This is a genomic window from Halorientalis sp. IM1011 (assembly GCF_001989615.1).
GTDB lineage: Archaea > Halobacteriota > Halobacteria > Halobacteriales > Haloarculaceae > Halorientalis.
This window is the reverse complement of the sequence record NZ_CP019067.1, coordinates 351,259-370,025: the sequence shown is the minus strand read 5'-3', so window position 1 is coordinate 370,025 and position 18,767 is coordinate 351,259. Positions and strand designations below refer to the sequence as shown.

21 protein-coding genes are annotated in these 18,767 nt (G+C 67.0%); 11 read left to right on the top strand and 10 right to left on the bottom strand.

Annotated elements, in window-relative coordinates:
- Positions 1-168: 168 nt before the first annotated feature.
- Genes BV210_RS01935 through BV210_RS01925 form a run of 3 tightly spaced genes read left to right on the top strand, consistent with a single transcriptional unit; the run spans position 169 to position 3,056 of the window.
- Positions 169-2,127 (top strand): 3-hydroxyacyl-CoA dehydrogenase/enoyl-CoA hydratase family protein, encoded by a 1,959-nt coding sequence (locus BV210_RS01935; protein WP_077205013.1) that lies wholly within the window; start codon positions 169-171, stop codon positions 2,125-2,127.
- Complete coding sequence (locus tag BV210_RS01930; protein ID WP_253741584.1) at positions 2,128-2,613, top strand: PaaI family thioesterase; 486 nt, start codon at positions 2,128-2,130, stop codon at positions 2,611-2,613.
- A complete protein-coding gene (locus tag BV210_RS01925; RefSeq protein ID WP_077205012.1) occupies positions 2,610-3,056 on the top strand; it encodes a MaoC/PaaZ C-terminal domain-containing protein in 447 nt (148 codons plus the stop codon). The genes BV210_RS01930 and BV210_RS01925 overlap by 4 nt, the downstream gene beginning before the upstream one ends.
- Before the next feature lie 24 nt (positions 3,057-3,080).
- Here BV210_RS01925 and BV210_RS01920 read toward each other — a convergent pair whose 3' ends face one another.
- Positions 3,081-3,602 carry an Lrp/AsnC family transcriptional regulator gene (locus tag BV210_RS01920; protein WP_077205011.1) on the bottom strand — a complete coding sequence of 174 codons (522 nt, stop codon included), beginning with the start codon at positions 3,600-3,602 and terminating at the stop codon, positions 3,081-3,083.
- A 63-nt stretch (positions 3,603-3,665) separates the two neighbouring features.
- The gene (locus tag BV210_RS01915; protein WP_077205010.1) at positions 3,666-4,541 is read right to left on the bottom strand and encodes an alpha/beta fold hydrolase; all 876 of its coding nucleotides are present in this window, start codon (positions 4,539-4,541) and stop codon (positions 3,666-3,668) included.
- Between the two features lie 155 nt (positions 4,542-4,696).
- On the opposite strand from BV210_RS01915, the gene BV210_RS01910 reads away from it, so the two are divergent.
- On the top strand, positions 4,697-5,680 hold the full coding sequence (locus BV210_RS01910; RefSeq protein ID WP_077205009.1) for an MBL fold metallo-hydrolase: 984 nt from the start codon (positions 4,697-4,699) through the stop codon (positions 5,678-5,680).
- A gap of 27 nt (positions 5,681-5,707) precedes the next feature.
- On the opposite strand, the gene BV210_RS01905 is transcribed toward BV210_RS01910, so the two are convergent.
- Positions 5,708-6,019 carry a hypothetical protein gene (locus tag BV210_RS01905; protein WP_077205008.1) on the bottom strand — a complete coding sequence of 104 codons (312 nt, stop codon included), beginning with the start codon at positions 6,017-6,019 and terminating at the stop codon, positions 5,708-5,710.
- 154 nt (positions 6,020-6,173) lie between these two features.
- On the opposite strand from BV210_RS01905, the gene fer reads away from it, so the two are divergent.
- The gene (fer, locus tag BV210_RS01900) at positions 6,174-6,845 is read left to right on the top strand and encodes a ferredoxin Fer (protein ID WP_077205007.1); all 672 of its coding nucleotides are present in this window, start codon (positions 6,174-6,176) and stop codon (positions 6,843-6,845) included.
- Positions 6,846-6,895: 50 nt separating this feature from the next.
- On the opposite strand, the gene BV210_RS01895 is transcribed toward fer, so the two are convergent.
- Positions 6,896-7,630 (bottom strand): helix-turn-helix domain-containing protein, encoded by a 735-nt coding sequence (locus BV210_RS01895; protein ID WP_077205006.1) that lies wholly within the window; start codon positions 7,628-7,630, stop codon positions 6,896-6,898.
- Positions 7,631-7,718: 88 nt separating this feature from the next.
- Here BV210_RS01895 and BV210_RS01890 point away from each other — a divergent pair, with 88 nt between their 5' ends.
- The 3 genes from BV210_RS01890 (at position 7,719) to BV210_RS01880 (ending at position 11,280) form a co-directional block, all read left to right on the top strand.
- Positions 7,719-8,828 (top strand): rhodanese-like domain-containing protein, encoded by a 1,110-nt coding sequence (locus tag BV210_RS01890; RefSeq protein WP_077205005.1) that lies wholly within the window; start codon positions 7,719-7,721, stop codon positions 8,826-8,828.
- A 3-nt stretch (positions 8,829-8,831) separates the two neighbouring features.
- A complete protein-coding gene (locus tag BV210_RS01885) occupies positions 8,832-10,121 on the top strand; it encodes an MFS transporter (RefSeq protein ID WP_077205004.1) in 1,290 nt (429 codons plus the stop codon).
- A gap of 235 nt (positions 10,122-10,356) precedes the next feature.
- The gene (locus tag BV210_RS01880) at positions 10,357-11,280 is read left to right on the top strand and encodes a TSUP family transporter (RefSeq protein ID WP_077205003.1); all 924 of its coding nucleotides are present in this window, start codon (positions 10,357-10,359) and stop codon (positions 11,278-11,280) included.
- Positions 11,281-11,297: 17 nt separating this feature from the next.
- Here BV210_RS01880 and BV210_RS01875 read toward each other — a convergent pair whose 3' ends face one another.
- From BV210_RS01875 to BV210_RS01865, 3 genes are read right to left on the bottom strand one after another with little or no spacing between them, the layout of a single operon-like run.
- The gene (locus BV210_RS01875) at positions 11,298-11,969 is read right to left on the bottom strand and encodes a hypothetical protein (RefSeq protein WP_077205002.1); all 672 of its coding nucleotides are present in this window, start codon (positions 11,967-11,969) and stop codon (positions 11,298-11,300) included.
- Positions 11,966-12,574 (bottom strand): hypothetical protein, encoded by a 609-nt coding sequence (locus BV210_RS01870; protein WP_077205001.1) that lies wholly within the window; start codon positions 12,572-12,574, stop codon positions 11,966-11,968. The genes BV210_RS01875 and BV210_RS01870 overlap by 4 nt, the downstream gene beginning before the upstream one ends.
- Before the next feature lie 48 nt (positions 12,575-12,622).
- On the bottom strand, positions 12,623-13,603 hold the full coding sequence (locus BV210_RS01865; protein ID WP_077205000.1) for a metal-dependent hydrolase: 981 nt from the start codon (positions 13,601-13,603) through the stop codon (positions 12,623-12,625).
- A gap of 140 nt (positions 13,604-13,743) precedes the next feature.
- Between BV210_RS01865 and BV210_RS01860 the strand changes: the two genes are divergently transcribed.
- Positions 13,744-14,928 (top strand): alanine--glyoxylate aminotransferase family protein, encoded by a 1,185-nt coding sequence (locus BV210_RS01860; protein ID WP_077204999.1) that lies wholly within the window; start codon positions 13,744-13,746, stop codon positions 14,926-14,928.
- Here BV210_RS01860 and BV210_RS01855 read toward each other — a convergent pair.
- Positions 14,918-15,235, bottom strand: coding sequence for a hypothetical protein (locus BV210_RS01855; protein WP_077204998.1), 318 nt, complete (start codon positions 15,233-15,235; stop codon positions 14,918-14,920). The two genes, BV210_RS01860 and BV210_RS01855, sit on opposite strands and share 11 nt — an antisense overlap.
- Positions 15,236-15,348: 113 nt before the next feature.
- Entirely contained in the window at positions 15,349-15,588 is a 240-nt protein-coding gene (locus BV210_RS01850; RefSeq protein ID WP_077204997.1) for a DUF5816 domain-containing protein, read from the bottom strand.
- Between the two features lie 89 nt (positions 15,589-15,677).
- Here BV210_RS01850 and BV210_RS01845 point away from each other — a divergent pair, with 89 nt between their 5' ends.
- Complete coding sequence (locus tag BV210_RS01845) at positions 15,678-17,066, top strand: bifunctional UDP-sugar hydrolase/5'-nucleotidase (protein ID WP_077204996.1); 1,389 nt, start codon at positions 15,678-15,680, stop codon at positions 17,064-17,066.
- Positions 17,067-17,141: 75 nt separating this feature from the next.
- The gene (locus BV210_RS01840; RefSeq protein WP_077204995.1) at positions 17,142-17,537 is read left to right on the top strand and encodes a universal stress protein; all 396 of its coding nucleotides are present in this window, start codon (positions 17,142-17,144) and stop codon (positions 17,535-17,537) included.
- Here the strand turns inward: BV210_RS01840 and BV210_RS01835 are convergent.
- Entirely contained in the window at positions 17,534-18,511 is a 978-nt protein-coding gene (locus BV210_RS01835) for a mechanosensitive ion channel family protein (protein WP_084802668.1), read from the bottom strand. The two genes, BV210_RS01840 and BV210_RS01835, sit on opposite strands and share 4 nt — an antisense overlap.
- Positions 18,512-18,767 lie beyond the last annotated feature (256 nt).

The following is an 18,767-nucleotide window of genomic DNA, read 5'->3' as shown; positions in this document are numbered from 1 at the left end:
GGAAGGGGTTCCTGGGTTGCAACCCGTACCCGGTGTACCAGGCAGGTCTTAACACGAATCACATGCTCACCCCTCTCTGCTTTACGACAGACGAGAGATATCTGTGTTAATCTAACAGTGTTCCGCTGCTCCGGTGGAGTTAAACCGGTGGGCGTACAGCTACCCCGCATGTCAGTTGACGACATCGAGCGAGTCGCGGTGCTCGGCGCCGGAAACATGGGCCACGGCATCACGGAGGTCGTCGCCATCGCCGGCTACGACGTGGTGATGCGGGACATCGAACAGGAGATCGTCGACGAGGGCTACGAGGACATCCAGTGGAGCCTCGAGAAGCTCTCCGAGAAGGGCATCGTCGACGAGGACCCCGACGACGTGATGGCCCGGATCGACACCGAGGTCGATCTGGAGACCGCCGTCTCCGACGTGGACCTCGTGATCGAGGCCGCGCCCGAGCAGATGGAGCTCAAGAAGGACATCTACGGCGACCTCACGGAGTTCACACCCGAGGACGCCATCCTCGCCTCGAACACCTCCTCGCTGTCGATCACGGAGATCGCCAAAGCCACCGACAAGCCCGAGAAGGTCGTCGGGATGCACTTTTTCAACCCGCCCGTCAAGATGGACCTCGTCGAGGTCATCTACGGCGCGGAGACCTCCGACGAGACCGCCGAAACCACCTACGACTTCGTCGAGTCCATCGCCAAGACGCCGATCTACGTCCGGAAGGACGTGAACGGCTTCGTCGTCAACTCGGTGCTCGGTCCGTTCGGCGACGAGGCCGGCTGGATGGTCAGCAACGACGAGGCCACCATCCGCGAGGCCGACGCCACGATGGTCCACGAGCGGGGCTACCCGATGGGCCCCTTCGAGCTGGGCGACCTGACCGGGATCGACATCGGCTATCACGTCCGGAAGGAGGCCGGCAAGCCGGTCCCGCCCATCGTCGAGGAGAAGGTCGAGGCCGACGAACTCGGCCAGAAGACGGGGAAGGGCTACTACGACTACGAGGACGGCGACGGTGCTGACTACGGCCACGAGGACGTGACCGAGGAGTTCGACTGGCTCCGCATCGAGGCCCGGATGATCAACGAGGCCGCGAAGCTCATCGGCAACGACGTCGCCACCCCCGACGCCATCGACACCGGGATGCGTCTGGGTGCGGGCTTCCCCGAAGGCCCCTGCCGGCGCGCGGACAAGATCGGGCTGGATCAGGTCCTCGACAAACTGGAGACCCTGCACGAACAGACCGAGGCCGAGCGGTACGACCCCGCGGACTACCTCGTCGAACTCGTCAACGGGGGCCACACCGGCGAGGACGCCGGGCAGGGCTTCTACGAGTACGGCGGCGACGACGGCGACCGCGAGTACCGCACGCTGAACGTCCTCGAAGACGGCGAAGTGCTGGCCATCGAACTCGACCGGCCCGAGCGGATGAACGCCCTGAACGAGGACCTGATGGACGAGATCGAACACGTCCTGAACAACGCCGACCCAGAGGAGGTCCGCGTGGTCACCTTCGAGGGTGCCGGCGACCGCGCGTTCTGTGCCGGTGCGGACATCGGTGGCTTCGCGGGCGCGAAACCCTGGGAGCGGGGCACCATCACCTCGATGTTCGAGACGGTCAACGACTTCCCCAAGCCCACCATCGCCAAGATCGACGGCTTCTGTCTCGGCGGCGGGCACGAACTCGCGCTCGCGTGTGACCTCCGGGTCGCGACCACCGACTCCGAGTTCGGCTTCCCGGAGATCAACCTCGGCCTGCTGCCGGGCGGCGGCGGCACCCAGCGCACGATGCGGATGATCGGCGAGGCTCGCGCGAAGGAACTCGTCTTCCGCGGCGAGCGCATCTCCGCCGAGAAGGCCGAGGACTGGGGCCTCATCAACCGCGCCGTCGAGCCCGAGGAGTTCGACGATGTGTGTGCGGAGTTCGTCGACGACATCGTCGAGGGGCCGCCGGTCGCGCTCGACTACGCCAAGAAGGTCATGAACCGCGGCGAGGACGCCAGCCTCGAAGCGGCGCTGACCATGGAGAGCCAGAGCTTCGGGCTCCTCCTGAGTACCGAAGACGTGCTGGAGGGCACCTCCGCGTTCGCCGAGGACCGCGACCCCGAGTTCGAGGGCAAGTAGATGGCGGAAGACGGTGACGGCGGGCCCGGGGGACCGATGGACATAGACCCGGACGCCCCCAGCGCGGAGGTCGCCGCGTACGTCCTGGAGAACCACGGCTACCTCTCGTGGCTGAACATCTCGGTCGAGGATCTGGAGGAAGGTCGCGCGGTCATGCACCTCCCCTACCAGGAGAAACTCGCCAACTGGGTGACGGGGACGATCCACGGCGGCGTGACCGCTACGCTGATCGACACCTGTAGCGCCTTCGCGCTCCGGACCACGATGGACGACCCGATGGAGACGACGCTCGCCACCACGGATCTGGACGTGAAGTACGTCCGGCCGGCGACCTCCGATATCGAGGTCGAGGCAGCGGTCATCCGATCGGGCACGTCGACCGGCGTCACACGGGTCACCGTCACCGGCGAGACCGACGACGGCGAGGAGAAGATCGTGGCCATCGGCGCGACGACCTACCGGCTGTTCACGGACAGCGACATATGACAGAGAGTTACTTCGAGACCGTCGAGATCGGCGAACAGCGCGAGACCAAGGGTCGGACGATCACGGAGGCGGACGTGATGAACTTCGCCGGCGTCAGCGGCGACTTCAACCACCTCCACACCGACGCGGAGACGATGGCCGACTCCGAGTTCGGTGAGCGGATCGCCCACGGCATGCTCGTGTTCTCGGTCGCGACGGGGCTGCTCTGGCAATCCCGATCGGAGAAGGAACGCGACGCCGTAGTCGCGTTCTACGGCATCGACGAGGTGCGGTTCGTCGGGCCGACGTTCATCGGCGACACGATCCACGTCGAAATCGAGGTTCTGGAAAAAGAACGGCGAGATCACCCGGTCGCGACCGGCGTCGTCCGGTACGACATCGACGTGGTCACACAGGCCGGCGATACGGTGTTGTCCTGTGAGATGCTCTCGCTGGTGACCTGACGGGAGAGCGGACGGGGCGTTTTCTCAGTCGTCCTCGTGGAGTGTCTCTAAGATCTCCGGGTCGGTCCGGAACTTGAGGACGTTGTGGACGACGGAGTTGCGGAGGTTGTCGACGACCTCGCCGTGTTCCTTGTAGAAGTCGTGGATCCACTTGGACTCGGTCTGGCGGTCGGGGAACATCATCACCGACTTCCACTGGTACTCGCCGTCCGAGAGGAAGTACATCAGCGTGTTCGGCGAGTCCCGGATGTACTCCATGGCGTCACGCCAGCCCTCCTCGAAGTGCTCGGGGTTGATCTTGAACTCGAACATCCCGAAGATGAAGTACTCCTCGTTGGGGATGATCGCCTCGCGGAAGACGCCCTCCTCGCGCATCCCGCGGATCGACTCGCTGACGGTGACGTGGGACACCTCGATGTCGTGTTCCGTTTCGAGGATGCGCGCCAGGTCACGCGAGGACAGCTGTGGGTCCCGGGATAGCTCGCGCAGTATCAACACGTCCCGTTCCTTGAACTCCCAGTCCGGTGGATTCTGATCGGCGCTCACGCGTCTCCCTCCATCGATTGTGTGGTGGTATGTAGATTCATTTTATCCTTTTGTTACAGGTGTTCACTCCGCGAGAAACTGTGACACTTCCTCGGCGAACCGCTCGGGGCGATCCTCGACGACCCAGTGGTAGGCGTCGAGTTCGACCACCTCGCCACCGACCTCCTCGGCCAGTCGCTGTCCGTACTCTAGCGGCTGCATCACGTCGTCGGCCCCCCAGAGACAGAGCAGGTCGGCCTCGATCTGGCCGTAGTCGATCTCCGTCGTGTGGTTGGTGTTCGTGGCCACTGCGTTCCGACAGAGCGAGACCTGTCCGGTCTCGGTCGTCCACGGTGCGGCGATCCCCTCGACGAACGTCTCGTCGGCATCGTCGCCGTAGAGCCCCTGCCGGAAGGCTCCCTCGAGCATCGACTGAAACTCCTCGGGCGCTTGATCGGCGGTGTCGGGCAGGCCGAGGTTCGAGATGAACTCGACCGGCCAGGAGTCGTAACAGACGGCGTTGGCCATCACGAGGTCGGATACCTCGCCGGGCCGGTGGGCGGCGTACCGGACCGCCGCGCCGCCGCCGATGTCGTGAGCGACCAGCGCGAACTCGTCGATTTCGAGTTCGTCGAGCAGCTCCCGGAGCATCAGCTCCTGTGCCCTGACCGACCGGTCGAACCCGTCGTGCATCGCCGAGTTGCCGTACCCGAGCATATCGGGGACGATCACCCGACGGTCGGTCGCCTCGGCGACGGCCGGCGCCACGTCCCGCCAGAGGTACGACCACGTCGGAATCCCGTGCAGGAAGACGATCGGCGGGTCCTCGTTCGCGGTGTCGACCTCGCCCTCCTCCGCCGAGTCGAAGAAGGCGACCGACAGATCGTGCCCGTCGACGGAGACGGACGCGTCGCTTTGCTCGCTGGACCACTCCTCGTGTGTGTACCGTGTCTCGGACATGCTTAGAGGTGCTCCCGGACGCCGCGCTCCGCTGTCGGCCGGACGGACATACCGGCCCATCGTTACCATTGGAAAAATAAGTTCCGGGCGACCGAAACGCCGTTAAGATTCTCGCCGGGTTTAAGTCCTCCCCCGTCGAGAATATCTGCTATCGTATGCATCGGATCACGCTCGGAAACACGTACTTCGAGGGCGAGAACGACGCCTATCTGTTCACCGGCGACCGGACGGTGCTGGTCGACACCGGCATCGCGACCGCCGACACCCGCGAGCAACTGGCCGACGGTCTCGCAGACCACGGCGTCGAGTTCGCCGACATCGACGCGGTCTTTCTCACTCACTATCACGCCGACCACGCCGGTCTCGCCGCCGAGATCCAGGACGCCGGCGGTGCCACCGTCTACGCCCACCCGGCGGACGCGCCCCTGATCGCGGGCGACGACGACGCGTGGGACGATTTCCGCGCCCAGCAGCGAGCGGCCTTCGACGAGTGGGGGATGCCCGAGGACCGACGGGAGACGCTGCTGACCGTCATGCAGGCCGGCGTCGACCACCACGCGGCCGGAGCAGAAGTCGAGACGTTCGAGGACGGCGACCGCTTCGACGTAGGTGAGACCACGCTGGAAGTGCTGCACACGCCCGGCCACACCGCCGGCCTCAGCTCGTTCGTCATGACCGACCGCGACGAGGTGCTCACCGGCGACGCCGTGTTGCCCGTCTACACACCCAACGTCGGTGGGGCCGACGTGCGCGTCGACCGTCCGCTGGAGCGGTACCTCGACACGCTCGGCCGGATCGCCGAGGCCGACTTCGAGCGTGCCTGGCCCGGCCACCGCGACCCCATCGACGACCCCACAGGACGTGCCGAGGAGATCATCCATCACCACGAGGAACGGGCCTACCGCGTCCTCCGGGCGCTCGACGACCTCGGCCCGTCGAACGCGTGGGAGGTCAGCGCCGACCTGTTCGGCGACCTCGACGACATCCACGTCCTCCACGGGCCCGGCGAGGCGTCGGCTCACCTCGATCATCTGACCCGCGCCGGCGACATCGAGAGAGACGACGACGGAACGTACTCCCTGACCGCCGACACGCGCGAGCGACTCGGCGATCGCGACGACGGGACCTGGCCGCTCTGAGCGGCCAGTCGACCTCGCTGGCGCCTGTCAGGCGCCCTGGTCGGGATCGGCTGCCAGGTCGCCGAAGCCGGCGATCCGGAACTGCCGCGAGTCGGTGCAATCGTCGACGGCGGCCGCGAGGTTGCCGACGGTGTAGTCGAACCGGTGTTCGAAGGCGTCGTAGCTGTCGTCGGCCAGGCGGTCGGTCAACTCCGCGACCGTGAGGTCCTCGTGGTACTCCTCGCGGAAGGCCGCGGCCTTCTCGGCCGCGACTGCCGCCGTCTCTTCGTCGGCCTCGAACGCCTCGACGAACGTCGTTTCGAGTTCCGCCGCGAACTCGGTATCCCCGGTATCGCTCATGTACGTTGCACTGTCGACGCTCCCTGTATTCGTTGTGGAACCCGGTCCGCCACGAGTCACACCGCTCCGAAACCGTGCCCTACGTCCACGTCCCCCACCCGGAATAACTTGTTGGAGAGGGAGGGGATTTATACGCTAGAGCCGTAGCGAGCGTGTGGACTCCCCATTCGAGATTCTCGGGATCGAGCCCGACGCCGACGACGCGGCGGTTCGCGAAGCCTACCGTCGACGGGTGAAGGAGGCCCACCCCGACCGTGGCGGCTCGGCCCGCGAGTTCCAGCGCGTCAAAGAGGCCTACGAGAAAATTCAGAACGGATGGGAGCCAGCCGACGAGACCGATCCCGGCCACCCGGAGCCTGGCCGGTCGGAATCGAGTGTCGACGGCACGACCGCGGAACCGGAAGGGACCCGCGTCGAGTACCTCGACTACGAGGTCCTCGACGACCACGGCTGGGAACTCACCGACGATGACCTGTTCGAGAAGGCCGCCGGTGCGTACCTCGACGAGGACGATTACGGAGAGCTCCGTGTCCGGCCCAACCAGTCGCTACTGGAAGCCGCCGAGGACGACGGCCACGCCTGGCCGTTCGCCTGTCGGGGCGGTGCCTGCACCAACTGCGCCGTGGCCGTCGTCGAGGGCGAGATGCCGACCCCGACCAACCACATCCTCCCTCAGGAGATGCTCGACAAGGGGATCCGCCTCTCCTGTATCAGTTCGCCCGTCACCGACGAGGCCAAGATCGTCTTCAACGTCAAGTATCTCCCCGGCGTCAACGAACTCCTCCTGCCCGCCAGCCGGTTCGAGGGCGCGTCGACGACCGACTGAGCGTCGCGTTCGGATCCTCGACGGCACGTCGCCCCGACCGCCGCCAGTGTTCAGTCGGCGCTCTGCTCGGACGGTCCCGGCTGCTCCGCGTGGAGCGGGTCGGTCGACGCGCTCGCAGTCACCAACCGCAGGTACCGTCCCGCGTTCGTGAGCAGTTTGTTCTCGGCCTTCCGAAGGTGTTCCTCGTAGGTCGACTTCGAGACGGTGGTCCGGTCGGCGATGTCGCGGAGCGACGTCTTCCGGGGTTGCTCGTAGTACCCGTGTTCGAGCGCCAACTGGAGCGCCGCCAGTTGCCGGTCGGTCAGGTCGTCGAACAGCCGGTCGACCGGCGTCAGCATGCTGTGTGGGATCTGCTTCTCGGCGATGGCGGTTTTCGAGAGGAGTTCGATGTCCCGGTCGGCACGCAGATCGTCGAGCAACGCCCGGACGTCGCCCTCGTCGAACGCGATGACCGTGTAGTGCTCCCAGCCCTGTCGATAGATCGTCGGCGACTGGTACAGGCAGTTGTACTCCTCGAACCGGTCGACGATAGACTCCTCCAGCGAACAGAGACAGGACTGGGTCACGACGTGGTACCCGGCGTCGTCGGCCGACTCGTGCAGCACCGTCCCGAGCCGGTCGATGTCTTCCATCAGACGGTCCGTCGGCGTCTCGTCCGCCGATATCTCCAGTACCTGACAGTCGCTCAACGGCCACTCCCGGATCGTGAGATCGGGATGCCGTTCCGAGATCTCCCGGTAGGGACACTCGTGTCTCACCCGAAGCGACGCCTCGTACAGTGCCATACCGGGGATTGCGGCTGTGCCGGAATAACGGTGCCGGTCATGTCCGGCAGCACCTATAATCGAACGATAGCCCTACGGATGCGTACCGATGTCAGAGATCACGCCGGAGGAACTCGGCAGGCGACTCCAGGCCGACGACGAGGACGTACTCGTCCTGGACATTCGCCACCGAGAGGAGTTCGAGGATTGGCACGTCCCGGGGAGCAGGAACGTCGACGTCTACGACGACCTCGTCGACGACCCCGGGGCGGCCAGAGAGGCGCTCGCGGATCTGCCCGACGAAGCGATCGTGACCGTCTGTACCGAGGGCGTCGTTTCCCGGACGGCGACGGACGTGCTGGAAGAGATGGGATACGACGCGGCGACGCTCGAAGATGGCATGAGCGGCTGGAGCCGCGTCCATCGGCACGCACCGATCCCGGTCGATATCGACGGGCAGTTGCTGCAGGTGGCCCGTCCGGGGAAGGGCTGTCTCTCGCACGTCCTCGTCTCGGACGGCGAGGCGGCCGTGTTCGACGCCTCCCACTACCTCGACGAGTACGAGGCGCTCCTCGACGAGTACGACGCCGACCTCGTTGCGGCTCTCGACACCCACGCCCACGCCGACCACGTCTCCGGCGGCGCGGAACTGGCCGCCCGTCGGGACGCTCCCTACTCCCTCCACCCCGCGGACGCGCTGGAGATCGACGCGACTCCGCTGGAAGACGGGGAGACGCTCGCGGTCGGCGACGTGGAGGTCGAGGTGATCCACACCCCGGGCCACAGCGAGGGGAGCGTCTCGTTCGACGTGGGCGGCGAGGCGTTGCTCACCGGCGACACGCTCTTCCACGAGAGCGTCGGCCGCGTCGAACTCGGCGTCGAGGCCGGCATCGAGGACGCGGACGTCGAGGACAACGCCGCCACGCTGTACGAGAGCCTCCAGCGACTGCTGGCGTACCCGGACGACGTGGTCGTCCTGCCGGCACACGACCCCGGCTCGCCCGATCCGCCCGTGGTCGCGACGCTGGGAGAGGTCAGAGCGCGCAACGCGGACCTCGGCCGTGATCGCGGGGACTTCGTCGAGACGCTCGCGTCCGACGTTCCCGATCACCCGCCGAACTTCGAGCGCGTCAAGCGAGCCAACGTGGGCCAGGCGTCGGTCAGCGAGTCGGAGGTGGCCGACCTCGAACTGGGGCCGAACAACTGTGCGGCGGAGTGACCGATGAGTACGGCAACAGATCTCCAGCAGGGCATCCGCGAACACCTCGGACAGTTCTCGCTGCACGTCCTGCTGGTGTTCGCGACCGGCCTCACGATCGGCTCGGAACGCGCCGTCGTGCCCGTACTGGGCGAGGACATCCTCGGCGTCGAGTCGTTCCTCGTGATCGGCTCGTTCGTCGTCTCCTTCGGTTTCGTGAAGGCGCTGCTCAACCTCTACGCCGGGAAGTGGGGCGAAGAGTACGGCCGCAAGCCCGTCCTCGTTCTGGGGTGGGCGACCGCCCTGCCGCTCCCGCTGATCCTGATTTTCGCCCCCAGCTGGAACTGGATCGTCTTCGGGAACGTCCTGCTGGGCGTCAATCAGGCGCTGACCTGGAGCATGGCGATCAACGCCAAGATCGACCTCGCGGGGCCCGACCAGCGCGGCCTCGCGGTCGGCATCGACGAGGCCTTCGGCTACACGGGCGTGGCCGCCGGCGCGTGGATCACAGGCGTCATCGCGGCCCGGACGAGCCTCCGGCCCGAGCCGTTCTACTTCCTCGCGGCCGTCGTCGTGCTCGCCTTCCTGATCTCGATTTTCCTGATCAGAGAGACCGTCCAGTACGCACAGGCCGAGGGCGACGACGACCACCACGACGCCAACCTCCCGTTCGAGGAAGTGCTGAAGCGGGCCACCTACGGCGACAGGACGCTGTTCGCCGCGGCCCAGGCCGGTCACGTCGAGAACTTCGTGGACACCCTGTTCTGGATCGCCGTCCCGCTCTATCTCACGAGTCAGGGGCTGGGTATCGCGGCCGTCGGCGTCGTCGTCGGAGTCCACAGCGCGATGTACTTCTTCCAGATCGCGACCGGTGGCCTCGCCGACCGGATCGGTCGCCGGCCTCCCGTGGTCGCGGGGATGTTCCTCGCCGGGGGCGGCGTCCTCGGAATGGTGTTCGTCGAGGGCTACATCCCGTGGGCCGTGCTGGCCGCTGTCTCGGGACTCGGCATGGCCTTGCTCTACCCGAACCTGATGACCGTGCCCGGCGACGCCGCTCATCCGACCTGGCGATCCGCCGGTATGGGCGTCTACCGGATGTGGCGCGACTCGGGCTACGGCGTCGGCGCGATCCTGATCGGCGTGACGATGGAGTTCGTCAGCGCCGAGGCCGCGTTCTACGTGACCGCCGGCCTGATGTTCCTCTCCGGTGCTGTCGTCTACGTCTGGATGGAGGAGACCCACCCCGAGTTCGGGACCCACGAACCGCCGGCTCCCGCGGCGGAATCTGCCCCGGGAACAGCGTCCGACGACTGATATCGTCGGACAGATCCGCTCTCGTCACCGGGGCGTCGAAATTCTTGCCGCCGTCTATGTCGCCCTCGAACCGGCGGTTTCACGCACTGTACCGATCTATAGCGGCCAGCGACGGTGTTTCGGCCGATATTACGGCTCCGGGACCGGACACCCTTCTTACTGGCAAGTGCAGACCCAAGAGGCCGCACCGATTACGACCGATAACCGACGAGTCGGTCTCGCTCGTCAGTCTCCTATGGGTACGAGCAACACGCAACTCGACGTGGCACAGTTCCTCGCGAACCTGCGGGCGTTCCGGTATCGGGAGGTGATGATGGTCTTCGCGACCGCGATGGTCGCCGCCGGGTCGGTCGTCCTCTTCCCGGGTATGGACAACGTCACGCGGGGCCTCCAGTCGGACGTTTCCGGTGGGCTGCTCGCCGCATTCGTCCTCGTCGCGGTCCTCGCGGGCGCGGTCAAGGGCATGATCGGGTTCGGCTACGCGCTGATCACGACCCCCATCTTCGCGACGGTCATCGACCCGACGCTCGCGGTCGTCGTCCTCGCCATCCCGCCGTGGATGCTCAACATGTTCCAGATCGGGGAGACGGACACCGGGCTGGAGTTCGTCCGCGAGGAGTGGGCGCTGCTGGCGCTGGCCGTCGTCGGGACGGTCGTCGGCGTGGTCTTTCTCGCCGAGTTCAGCGCCGGCCCCATCGTCCCGTTTCTGATCGGTCTGGTCATCTTCGGCTACGTCGTCTTTCAGGTCGTCCAGAACTTCGTGACGGTCCGGGAGGCCCACCACCCGGTCGCGCTCGGCACGGCCGGCTTCCTCGAAGGGTTCCTGCTCGCGGTCGCGAACCTCGGCCCGCTGCTGCCGGCGTACTTCCACACCTTCGAGCGCGACGTGGACCGGTACATCGGCGGGCTCTCGATGGTGCTGGCGGCGATTTTCACCGTGCGGATCGTCCAGATGACGTTTTTCACCGACCTGATGACGACCTACCGGCTCTGGCTCGGCTCGGTCATCGCCGTCGTCACGATCATCGGCCTGCTGATCGGCACCTACCTCCGGCGACTGGAGATCGACGAGGCGAAGTTCAACTGGTTCGTCGTCGCGCTGCTGTTCGTGATCTCGCTCAACATCTTTCGGAACACGATTCCCGCGCTCTTCCTCTGACCGTCGCGACCCGGGATTCACTCCCCGCGCGTCGCCAGCCATTCCTCGACGCGGTCGTTCACCGCGCCGACCACGTCGCTGAGGTGGGCGGTGCCCCACGTGGCGACGATCACCGCGCCGACCGAGTCGAACACCAGGTCGAGCATCGTGTCCTCCAGCCCGTACTGGGTGAGGAAGGTCCCGAGCCCGAACGCGGCCGAGACCTCGGTGATCAGAAACTCCAGTACTTCCCAGAGGACGCCGAAGGCGAGCACGAACAGCAGGATGAACACGAACATGAACTTCGGCGGGAGGTGAACGCCCTCGGCGTGTTCGTCGAACGAGCGGGCGGTGGCGTAGCCGACCGCGGCCACGACCGACGCCGACAGGCCGTGGGTGAGGTGGTCCCACCAGCCGACGGACTCGTAGAACGAGAGGTCGCTCCAGGGCAGCCCCATGGTCCCCAGCGCGTGCAGGAAGACGGCGCTCGTGATCCACAGCGTCAGCGCCGGATCCATCGGAATCTCGAAGTCCCGTTCGAGCAGGGGCGGAAGCTGCGTGACGACCAGCGCCACGACGGTGTTGACGACGACGCCCTGACTGCCGCGGTAGAGGCCGATAAGGAGGATCCCGACGAGCGCGACCTCCATCGCCCACGAGAGGCGGGCCTGCGTCCGCGTCGATATCCCGACGGCGTCGCGGAGTCTCACGACGGATCGACCCCCTCGGGGACGCGGTCACGCGGCCGAATCCGTCGGCGCAGGTAGAAGACGTACACGAGGCCGGCGACGACCCCCGCGGTGGCAGAGCCGACGAACTCCAGCATCAGGGCGTGTTCGGAGGCGAGAAAGCCGGTGCCGACGAGTCCGTCGGCGGTCCAGCGGACGACCGCCCAGATGCCGGCGGTCGCGAGCGTGGTGACGACGACGAACACCGCCCCGAAGCTCTCGTTCATCTCCACGGGCGTGAACCCGTCGAGGTCGACGGCCACGAGCAGGGCCAGCGCCGCCACGGAGACGTAACGGGCGGTGTTCTGTGCCTGTCCCGTCAGGAGTTCGACCGCGAACAGGTGGCCCAACACCGGTGCGGTCGCCAGCAGCACGACTTCCCAGGGCGGCATCACCCAGACTGATCGCAGCTTGAGCGCCGGTAGCACTGCGATGACTGCGACGACGGCGGCGAAGACCGCCCAGAGCAGGTCCCCAGTCACCACGCTCGCGAGACTCGTGATCAGTACCAGCCCGACGAACAGCCACGCGAGGAGCGCGTTTCCACGCCGACTCCGGAGCATCCGACTCAGTCCCGTATCGTCCATGGCTGTCGCGTATGCGTTCCTGTCCCGAAACGGTACCGGCCGAGCGGCCTACACGAGCAGGTACGCGAGCGTGTACCCCGCCGCGGCCAGCGTCACGGCAGCCAGTCCCGTCGCGAGCGCAGTCGGCCAGTCCGAGAGCGTCGGCCGGACTCGCCCCAGCGGGAACTGGTCGCCCGATCGCCGGGCTGCACCGACGACTCCCACCGAAGCCAGCGGCAGAATCGAGAACACGAACGGGTACGACGCCGACAGCGTGGGCGCGGGGAGGGCGAGCGCTGCCGCGGCGTAGCCGGCCCCCAGTCCCGCCCGGGGACTGAGATAGTCCCGGAAGCGTCGGTCGGTGAGGGCGAAGAGTGCGTACGCGGCCAGCCAGATCGTCGCGAGTTCGATCGCGAACGCGCCGAGCAGGTGCAGCGTCGGGTCGGGGTGGAGCGCCACGCGCCCGGCGAACAGCGTCGCGTCGAGCGGGTAGAGCATCGCCGGTGGTTCGCCGGTGAACAGGTCACCGAACGGGTGGCTCAGGAGGCCGATCAGGGCCGTCGCGCCGACGAGGTGGGGGGCGACGCCACGACGCGCGGCGACGACCGTCACGCCGAGGCCGGCCAGACAGAACAGGGCGACCATCACGGCTGCGAGGCCGTGGCTGACGAGGCCCGCGGCCGCGACGAGTCCGACGAGCAGGCCGACGCCGACGGCTGTGGCGGACAGGCGGTACCGGCTGTGAACCGTCGAGCGATACCGGACGGCGACGAGCGCGAACGCGAGGGCGGCGACCACGCCGAGGACGAGCGAGTGTGTCATCGAGCGGTGGACGACGCTGCTGGCGTTCCAGAACGCTTCGGACGCGTCGAGCAGGCCGTTCGCGCCGCCCAGCAGACCGATGGGCGCGTACAGCATGTCCACGTCGGGGACGGTCGCGAACGCCCCGGCGAGGACGCCGAGCCACAACGCACGCTCGCGCGACCACCCGACTGCGCTGCCGGCGAGGGCGACGAGGGCGAACGCGAGCAGTCCGTGGCCGAGAAACATCACCCATCCTTCGTGACGAGCGTATTTAAGCTCCGCGTGGGACGCCCTCGCTCGGCACTGCCTAATCCGCGGTTAGGCGATGCCCCATGACAAGCTTTCTCTCACACTACTTTTGGTGGTGTCTCTCACAACGAACAGGTATGGACAGACCGAGGGTCGGGGAGCTGTCACCACCCGACAGGATGCTGATGGGCCCCGGGCCGAGCGACGTGCATCCCCGCGTCTTGCGGGCGATGAGTACGCCGCTCGTGGGCCATCTCGACCCGGCGTTCGTCGAGATCATGGACGACGTGCAGGACCTGCTGCGGTACGCCTTCCGCACGGACAACCAGTGGACCATTCCGGTGAGCGGCACCGGATCGGCGGCGATGGAGGCCGCCGTCGCCAACCTCACCGAACCCGGCGACACGGTGCTGGTCCCGGGCAACGGCTACTTCGGCGAGCGCATGGCCGCGATGGTCCGCCGAGCCGACGGCGAGGCCGTCTTCGTCGACGCGCCGTGGGGCGAACCGCTCGACCCCGCCGCCGTCGAGGAGGCCTTCGACCGCCACCAGCCCGACATTCTGGGGTTCGTCCACGCCGAGACGAGCACCGGCGCACTCCAGCCGAACGTCCCGGAACTGACGAGCATCGCCCACGAACACGACGCGCTCGTGATCGCCGACACCGTCACCTCCCTCGGTGGCGTCGAGTTGCGCGTCGACGAGTGGGGCATCGACGTAGCCTACTCGGCCGACCAGAAGTGTCTCTCCTGTCCGCCGGGTGCCAGCCCGCTCACGCTCAACGACCGGGCGATGGACAAGGTGCTGAGCCGGGAGACCCCGGTCCGCTCGTGGTATCTCGATCTCTCACTGCTCCAGGAGTACTGGGGCGACGAGCGGGCCTACCACCACACCGCGCCGATCACCAACGTCTACGCGCTCCGAGAGGCGCTCAGGCTGGTCGCCGAGGAGGGTATCGAGAACCGCTGGGCGCGCCACCGCCGCGTGGCCGGTGCGCTCAAGGCCGGCGTCGAGGCGATGGGGCTGGAACTCAACCCCGAGGAGGACTGGTGGCTGCCGAGCCTGAACGCCGTGCGGCTCCCGGCTGGCGTCGACGACGGGACCGTCATCGAGGCGCTCGTGGAGGAGTACGGTATCGAGATCGCCGGCGGGCTCGGTGACCTCTCGGGCGATATCCTGCGAATCGGCTGTATGGGTCACAGCGCCCGCGCGGAGAACGTACTGGCGCTGACGAATGCGCTCGGCAACACGCTCGAAGCGCTGGACGCGGATGTGGACGCGGACGCGGGCGCGAACGCGGCCCGCCGCGCGCTCAGGCGCTGACGTTCACGTCCGGCGCGTGACAGACCTCGTACTCCCCGTTTTCTTCGATCCCGATGACCGCCCACTCGTAGTCGGGATCCCGCCGTTCGAGTCGGTCACGAACCGCAGTCGCCTTCTCCTGCCAGGTGACGAGACAGTGGAACTCGCCGGGGTCGGCCGGCGTCGACGGCTCGTCGACCGGTGTGACGTTTACGACCCGCCACTTTCGCTGTGCGCGTAACTCCCGGCCATCGCGTTCGACGACGTATCCCAGATCGGTGAAAATGGCCTCTGCCTTCTCGGCTAGTGGCGCGGTAACAGTCGCCATCCGCGTGGGTGTATGACACGCGCTTGCTTAAGTGTATTCACCTGATCGGAAAGTTATAGGTTCCAGGTGAGGCCCGCACCAGGAGATGTCTGCACCCGATCTCCGGGCCGCAGTCACTCGTGGGCGGCGTCCCACTCGTCGGCTTTGCGGATGTTGCTGCAGACGTTACACTGGATACGGCCCATCGCGTCCATCGCGTTGTCGAAAGTCTCGCAGTTGGAACAGAAGTAGCCCCAGCGGTCTTCGCGGTCGGGGTCGGCGTAGACGACGAAGAAAGGGCCTTTCGAGCCGGTTTCGGCTTCCTCGCGGGCGACGTACAGCTGCTCTCCGTCCTCTGTCGTCCGGGCTTCCATGGGGTGTACTGATGGCTCCGGCCGTAAATTCCTGCCTTCTCGCGGCCGGTCGAAGAGGATTTGTCGACTCGCGGCGTACTCGTAACCGAATGCCGCCTCGCGTCCTCCACTACTCCGATATCGAGAACGCCTACGACGACCCCGACCGGATCGGCCGGCTGGCCGGACTCGTCGGCTCGCGCCGGGACGACGACACGCTCGTCCTCGGCACCGGCGACAACACCGCACCGGGCGTGCTCTCGATGGTGACCGAGGGTCGCCAGGCGCTCGATTTCTTCTCGGCCGTCGCCCCCGACGCGGACACCTTCGGCAATCACGACTTCGACTACGGCCCCGACGCGACGGCCGACATCGTCCGCGAGTCACCCCAGACCTGGGTGAGCGCCAACGTCCAGTGGGGCGAGGATACAGGCGAGAACGCTGCGGGCGAACGCTTCGCGAGCGAGGCCGGCGTCGTCCCCTCGACGGTCGTCGAGGTCGACGGCACGACCGTGGGACTGACCGGCGTCACCGACCCCAAGACCGGGTCGATGTGTCCCGGTGCGTCGGAGCTGGCGTTCACCGATCCGGTCGCCGCGGTCCGGCGGGAGGCCGACCGCCTCCGGGACCGGGGCGTCGACGCCGTCGTCGTCCTCTCGCATCTGGGTGGCGGAGACGACGAACTCGCACGCGAGACCGACGTGGACGCGATCCTCGGCGGGCACGTCCACTCGCGCCGGGTCGAGACGGTCGACGGGACGCTCTGTACCAGGCCCGGTGCGAACGGGCACAGCGTGCTGGAGGTCGACCTCGAACTGGTCCCGTCGCCGGACGCCGTCACGGTTCACGACGTGGCGGACGCGCCGGTCGACGAGTCGGTCGCCGAGGCGATGGAGCGCCGCCGCGCGGCCGCCGGACTGGACGAGGTGGTCGGGCACGTCGAAGACCCGATCACGAGGGACCGGGCGATCAAACACACCGGGGAGTGCCGGATCGGCAACTTCGTCGCCGACGCCTATCGCTGGGCCGCCGACGCGGACGTGGGCCTCCAGAACTCCGGGGGCATCCGCGAGGGGCCACCGCTCGCCGGCGACGTGACCGTCGCTGATCTCGTCAGCGTGGTCCCGTTCGACGAGCCGGTGATCGTCGCCGAACTCACGGGCCGGGAACTGCGACAGCTCTGCCGGGAGGCCGACGGCGAACACGTCCAGGCCGTGGCCGACCGCTGGCACGCCCACGTCAGCGGTCTCACCGTCCACCGGAACGGCAGCGGCGTCGAGGCGGTCCGGCTGGACGGGGAGCCGGTTTCCGCCGACGGGGAGACCTACACCGTCGCGACGACCGACTACCTGCTCCACACAGACCACGAGTTCCCCGTGCTCTCCGATCACCACCGCGTCGAGCGGCTGTCGACACAGTACCAGGTACTGGCCGCCTACGCCCGCGACCGGGGTATCGACCCGACTGTGGAGGGGCGAATCCAGCACGCCAGCGATTAGATTGGCGCAGTCGCGAGGGCGGAGTCGCCTCCGGGAAGGAAAGGTTGACACTGTGGGCGAGTGTTTTCGAGGACGATGACGCAGGTCGTCGTGCCGGTGCGCTATCCGCTCACCGAGCACTCTACAGCAACGCTCCGTCGGGCGGTCGAGATCGCGCTGGAGGAGGCGGCCAGTCTGACCGTCCTCCACATCAACCTCTATCACAACTCCCGACGTGTCTCGCGGGGCGAACTGAAACGAGCCGTCGAGAACACCTTCAGCGACCTGCCCGACGTCCGCTACGTGGTCCGTACCGGAATGCTGGTCGAGGAGACGATCCTCGAGGAGGTAGCCGATTCGCGGGCGGACATCGTCGTCATCGGCCGAAAACAGGCCAGCCGCTGGCGGCGGATGATCCGCCGGGTCACCGACGACCCCGACATCGAGCGGTTCCTGCAGGAGGAACTCGACGCCAAGATCGTCACGGTCTAGTCCTCCGGTGGCTCCCCGGTATCCGTGTTCTCGCCGTTTAGCCCGTCGGCACGCGGGTCCGGCTGGTGGGCGTCGGGCTCGGGCCGTCGCCGCGGCGGGTTGACACCGACCTCCATCTGTCCACTTGTCTCGTCGAAGACCACGTGCTGGTGGGGGTAGGCGATCTCCACGTCCGCGTCTTCGAGTCGCTGCCAGACGTTCGTCTGGACCCGCGATTTGGTCGCCAGCAGTTTGTACGGCTCCTCCAGCCAGTAACGCAGGCGCAGGTGAACGCCGTGATCGCCGAAGGTCTCGATGTAGCAGGTCGGCGCGGCGGGGTACCGGGCGCTCCCGACGCGGATGTCCGGGCCACCCTCGATGACCCGGTCGACGTTTTTCGCCGCCCGCTCGACCAGATCCCGGGCTTTCGCGAGGTCGCCTTCGTAAGTCACGACGATGTCCAGCGTCTGGCGGGTCCGGGTGTCCTCGGCGGAGTAGTTCACCACGTCCCGACTGCGGATCTCGCCGTTGGGGACGACGACGAAGGTGTTGTCGAGCGTCATGATCTTGGTGTACCGGAGCGTGATGTCGTCGACGAACCCACGCTGGCCGGTGTCGGTTATCTCGACCATGTCGCCGATCTCGTAGGGCTGGTCGGCCAGCAGGAACATCCCGCTGATGATGCTCCCGACGATGGGGGCGAGCACGACACCTATCGCCGCCGAGAACACGGCCACGGACAGCGTGATGTCGCCCAGACTCACGCCGTATATCGGCAGTATCGCCAGGATCGCCAGAAAGTAGATGGCGCCCCGGATCCCTCGCAGCACCATGCGCGTGATGCTCGGCCGGCGGAACCGCTGTGAGATGCGCCGGCCGAAGACGGCGACGGCCAGCCGCGAAGTCGCCCAGGCGAGTCCCAAAATTAGCAGGGTCGCGAAGATGTCGAGCGCCCAGGCCGGAACCGGGAACGGCAGCCACGACGTCGGGATCATGGTCTCGACCGACTCCGGCGTCGTGGTGTTCACAGCAGTCTGCGTCGCCTCCCCAGCGCCACTGCCACCATCTGGCGTCTCCGGCGGTGCTGGTGCCGGTGTCGACACCTGGGCCACCGAATCCCCACCCGCCGCTCCGAACGTCGATGGCCCGCTCATACCACCCCATCCCGGCCCGCTGACTTAAACACAGGGTTGTCGTTGGCCCTCGAAATACGGGGAACGATCGTCGACAACGAACGGGGCGTATGTCACG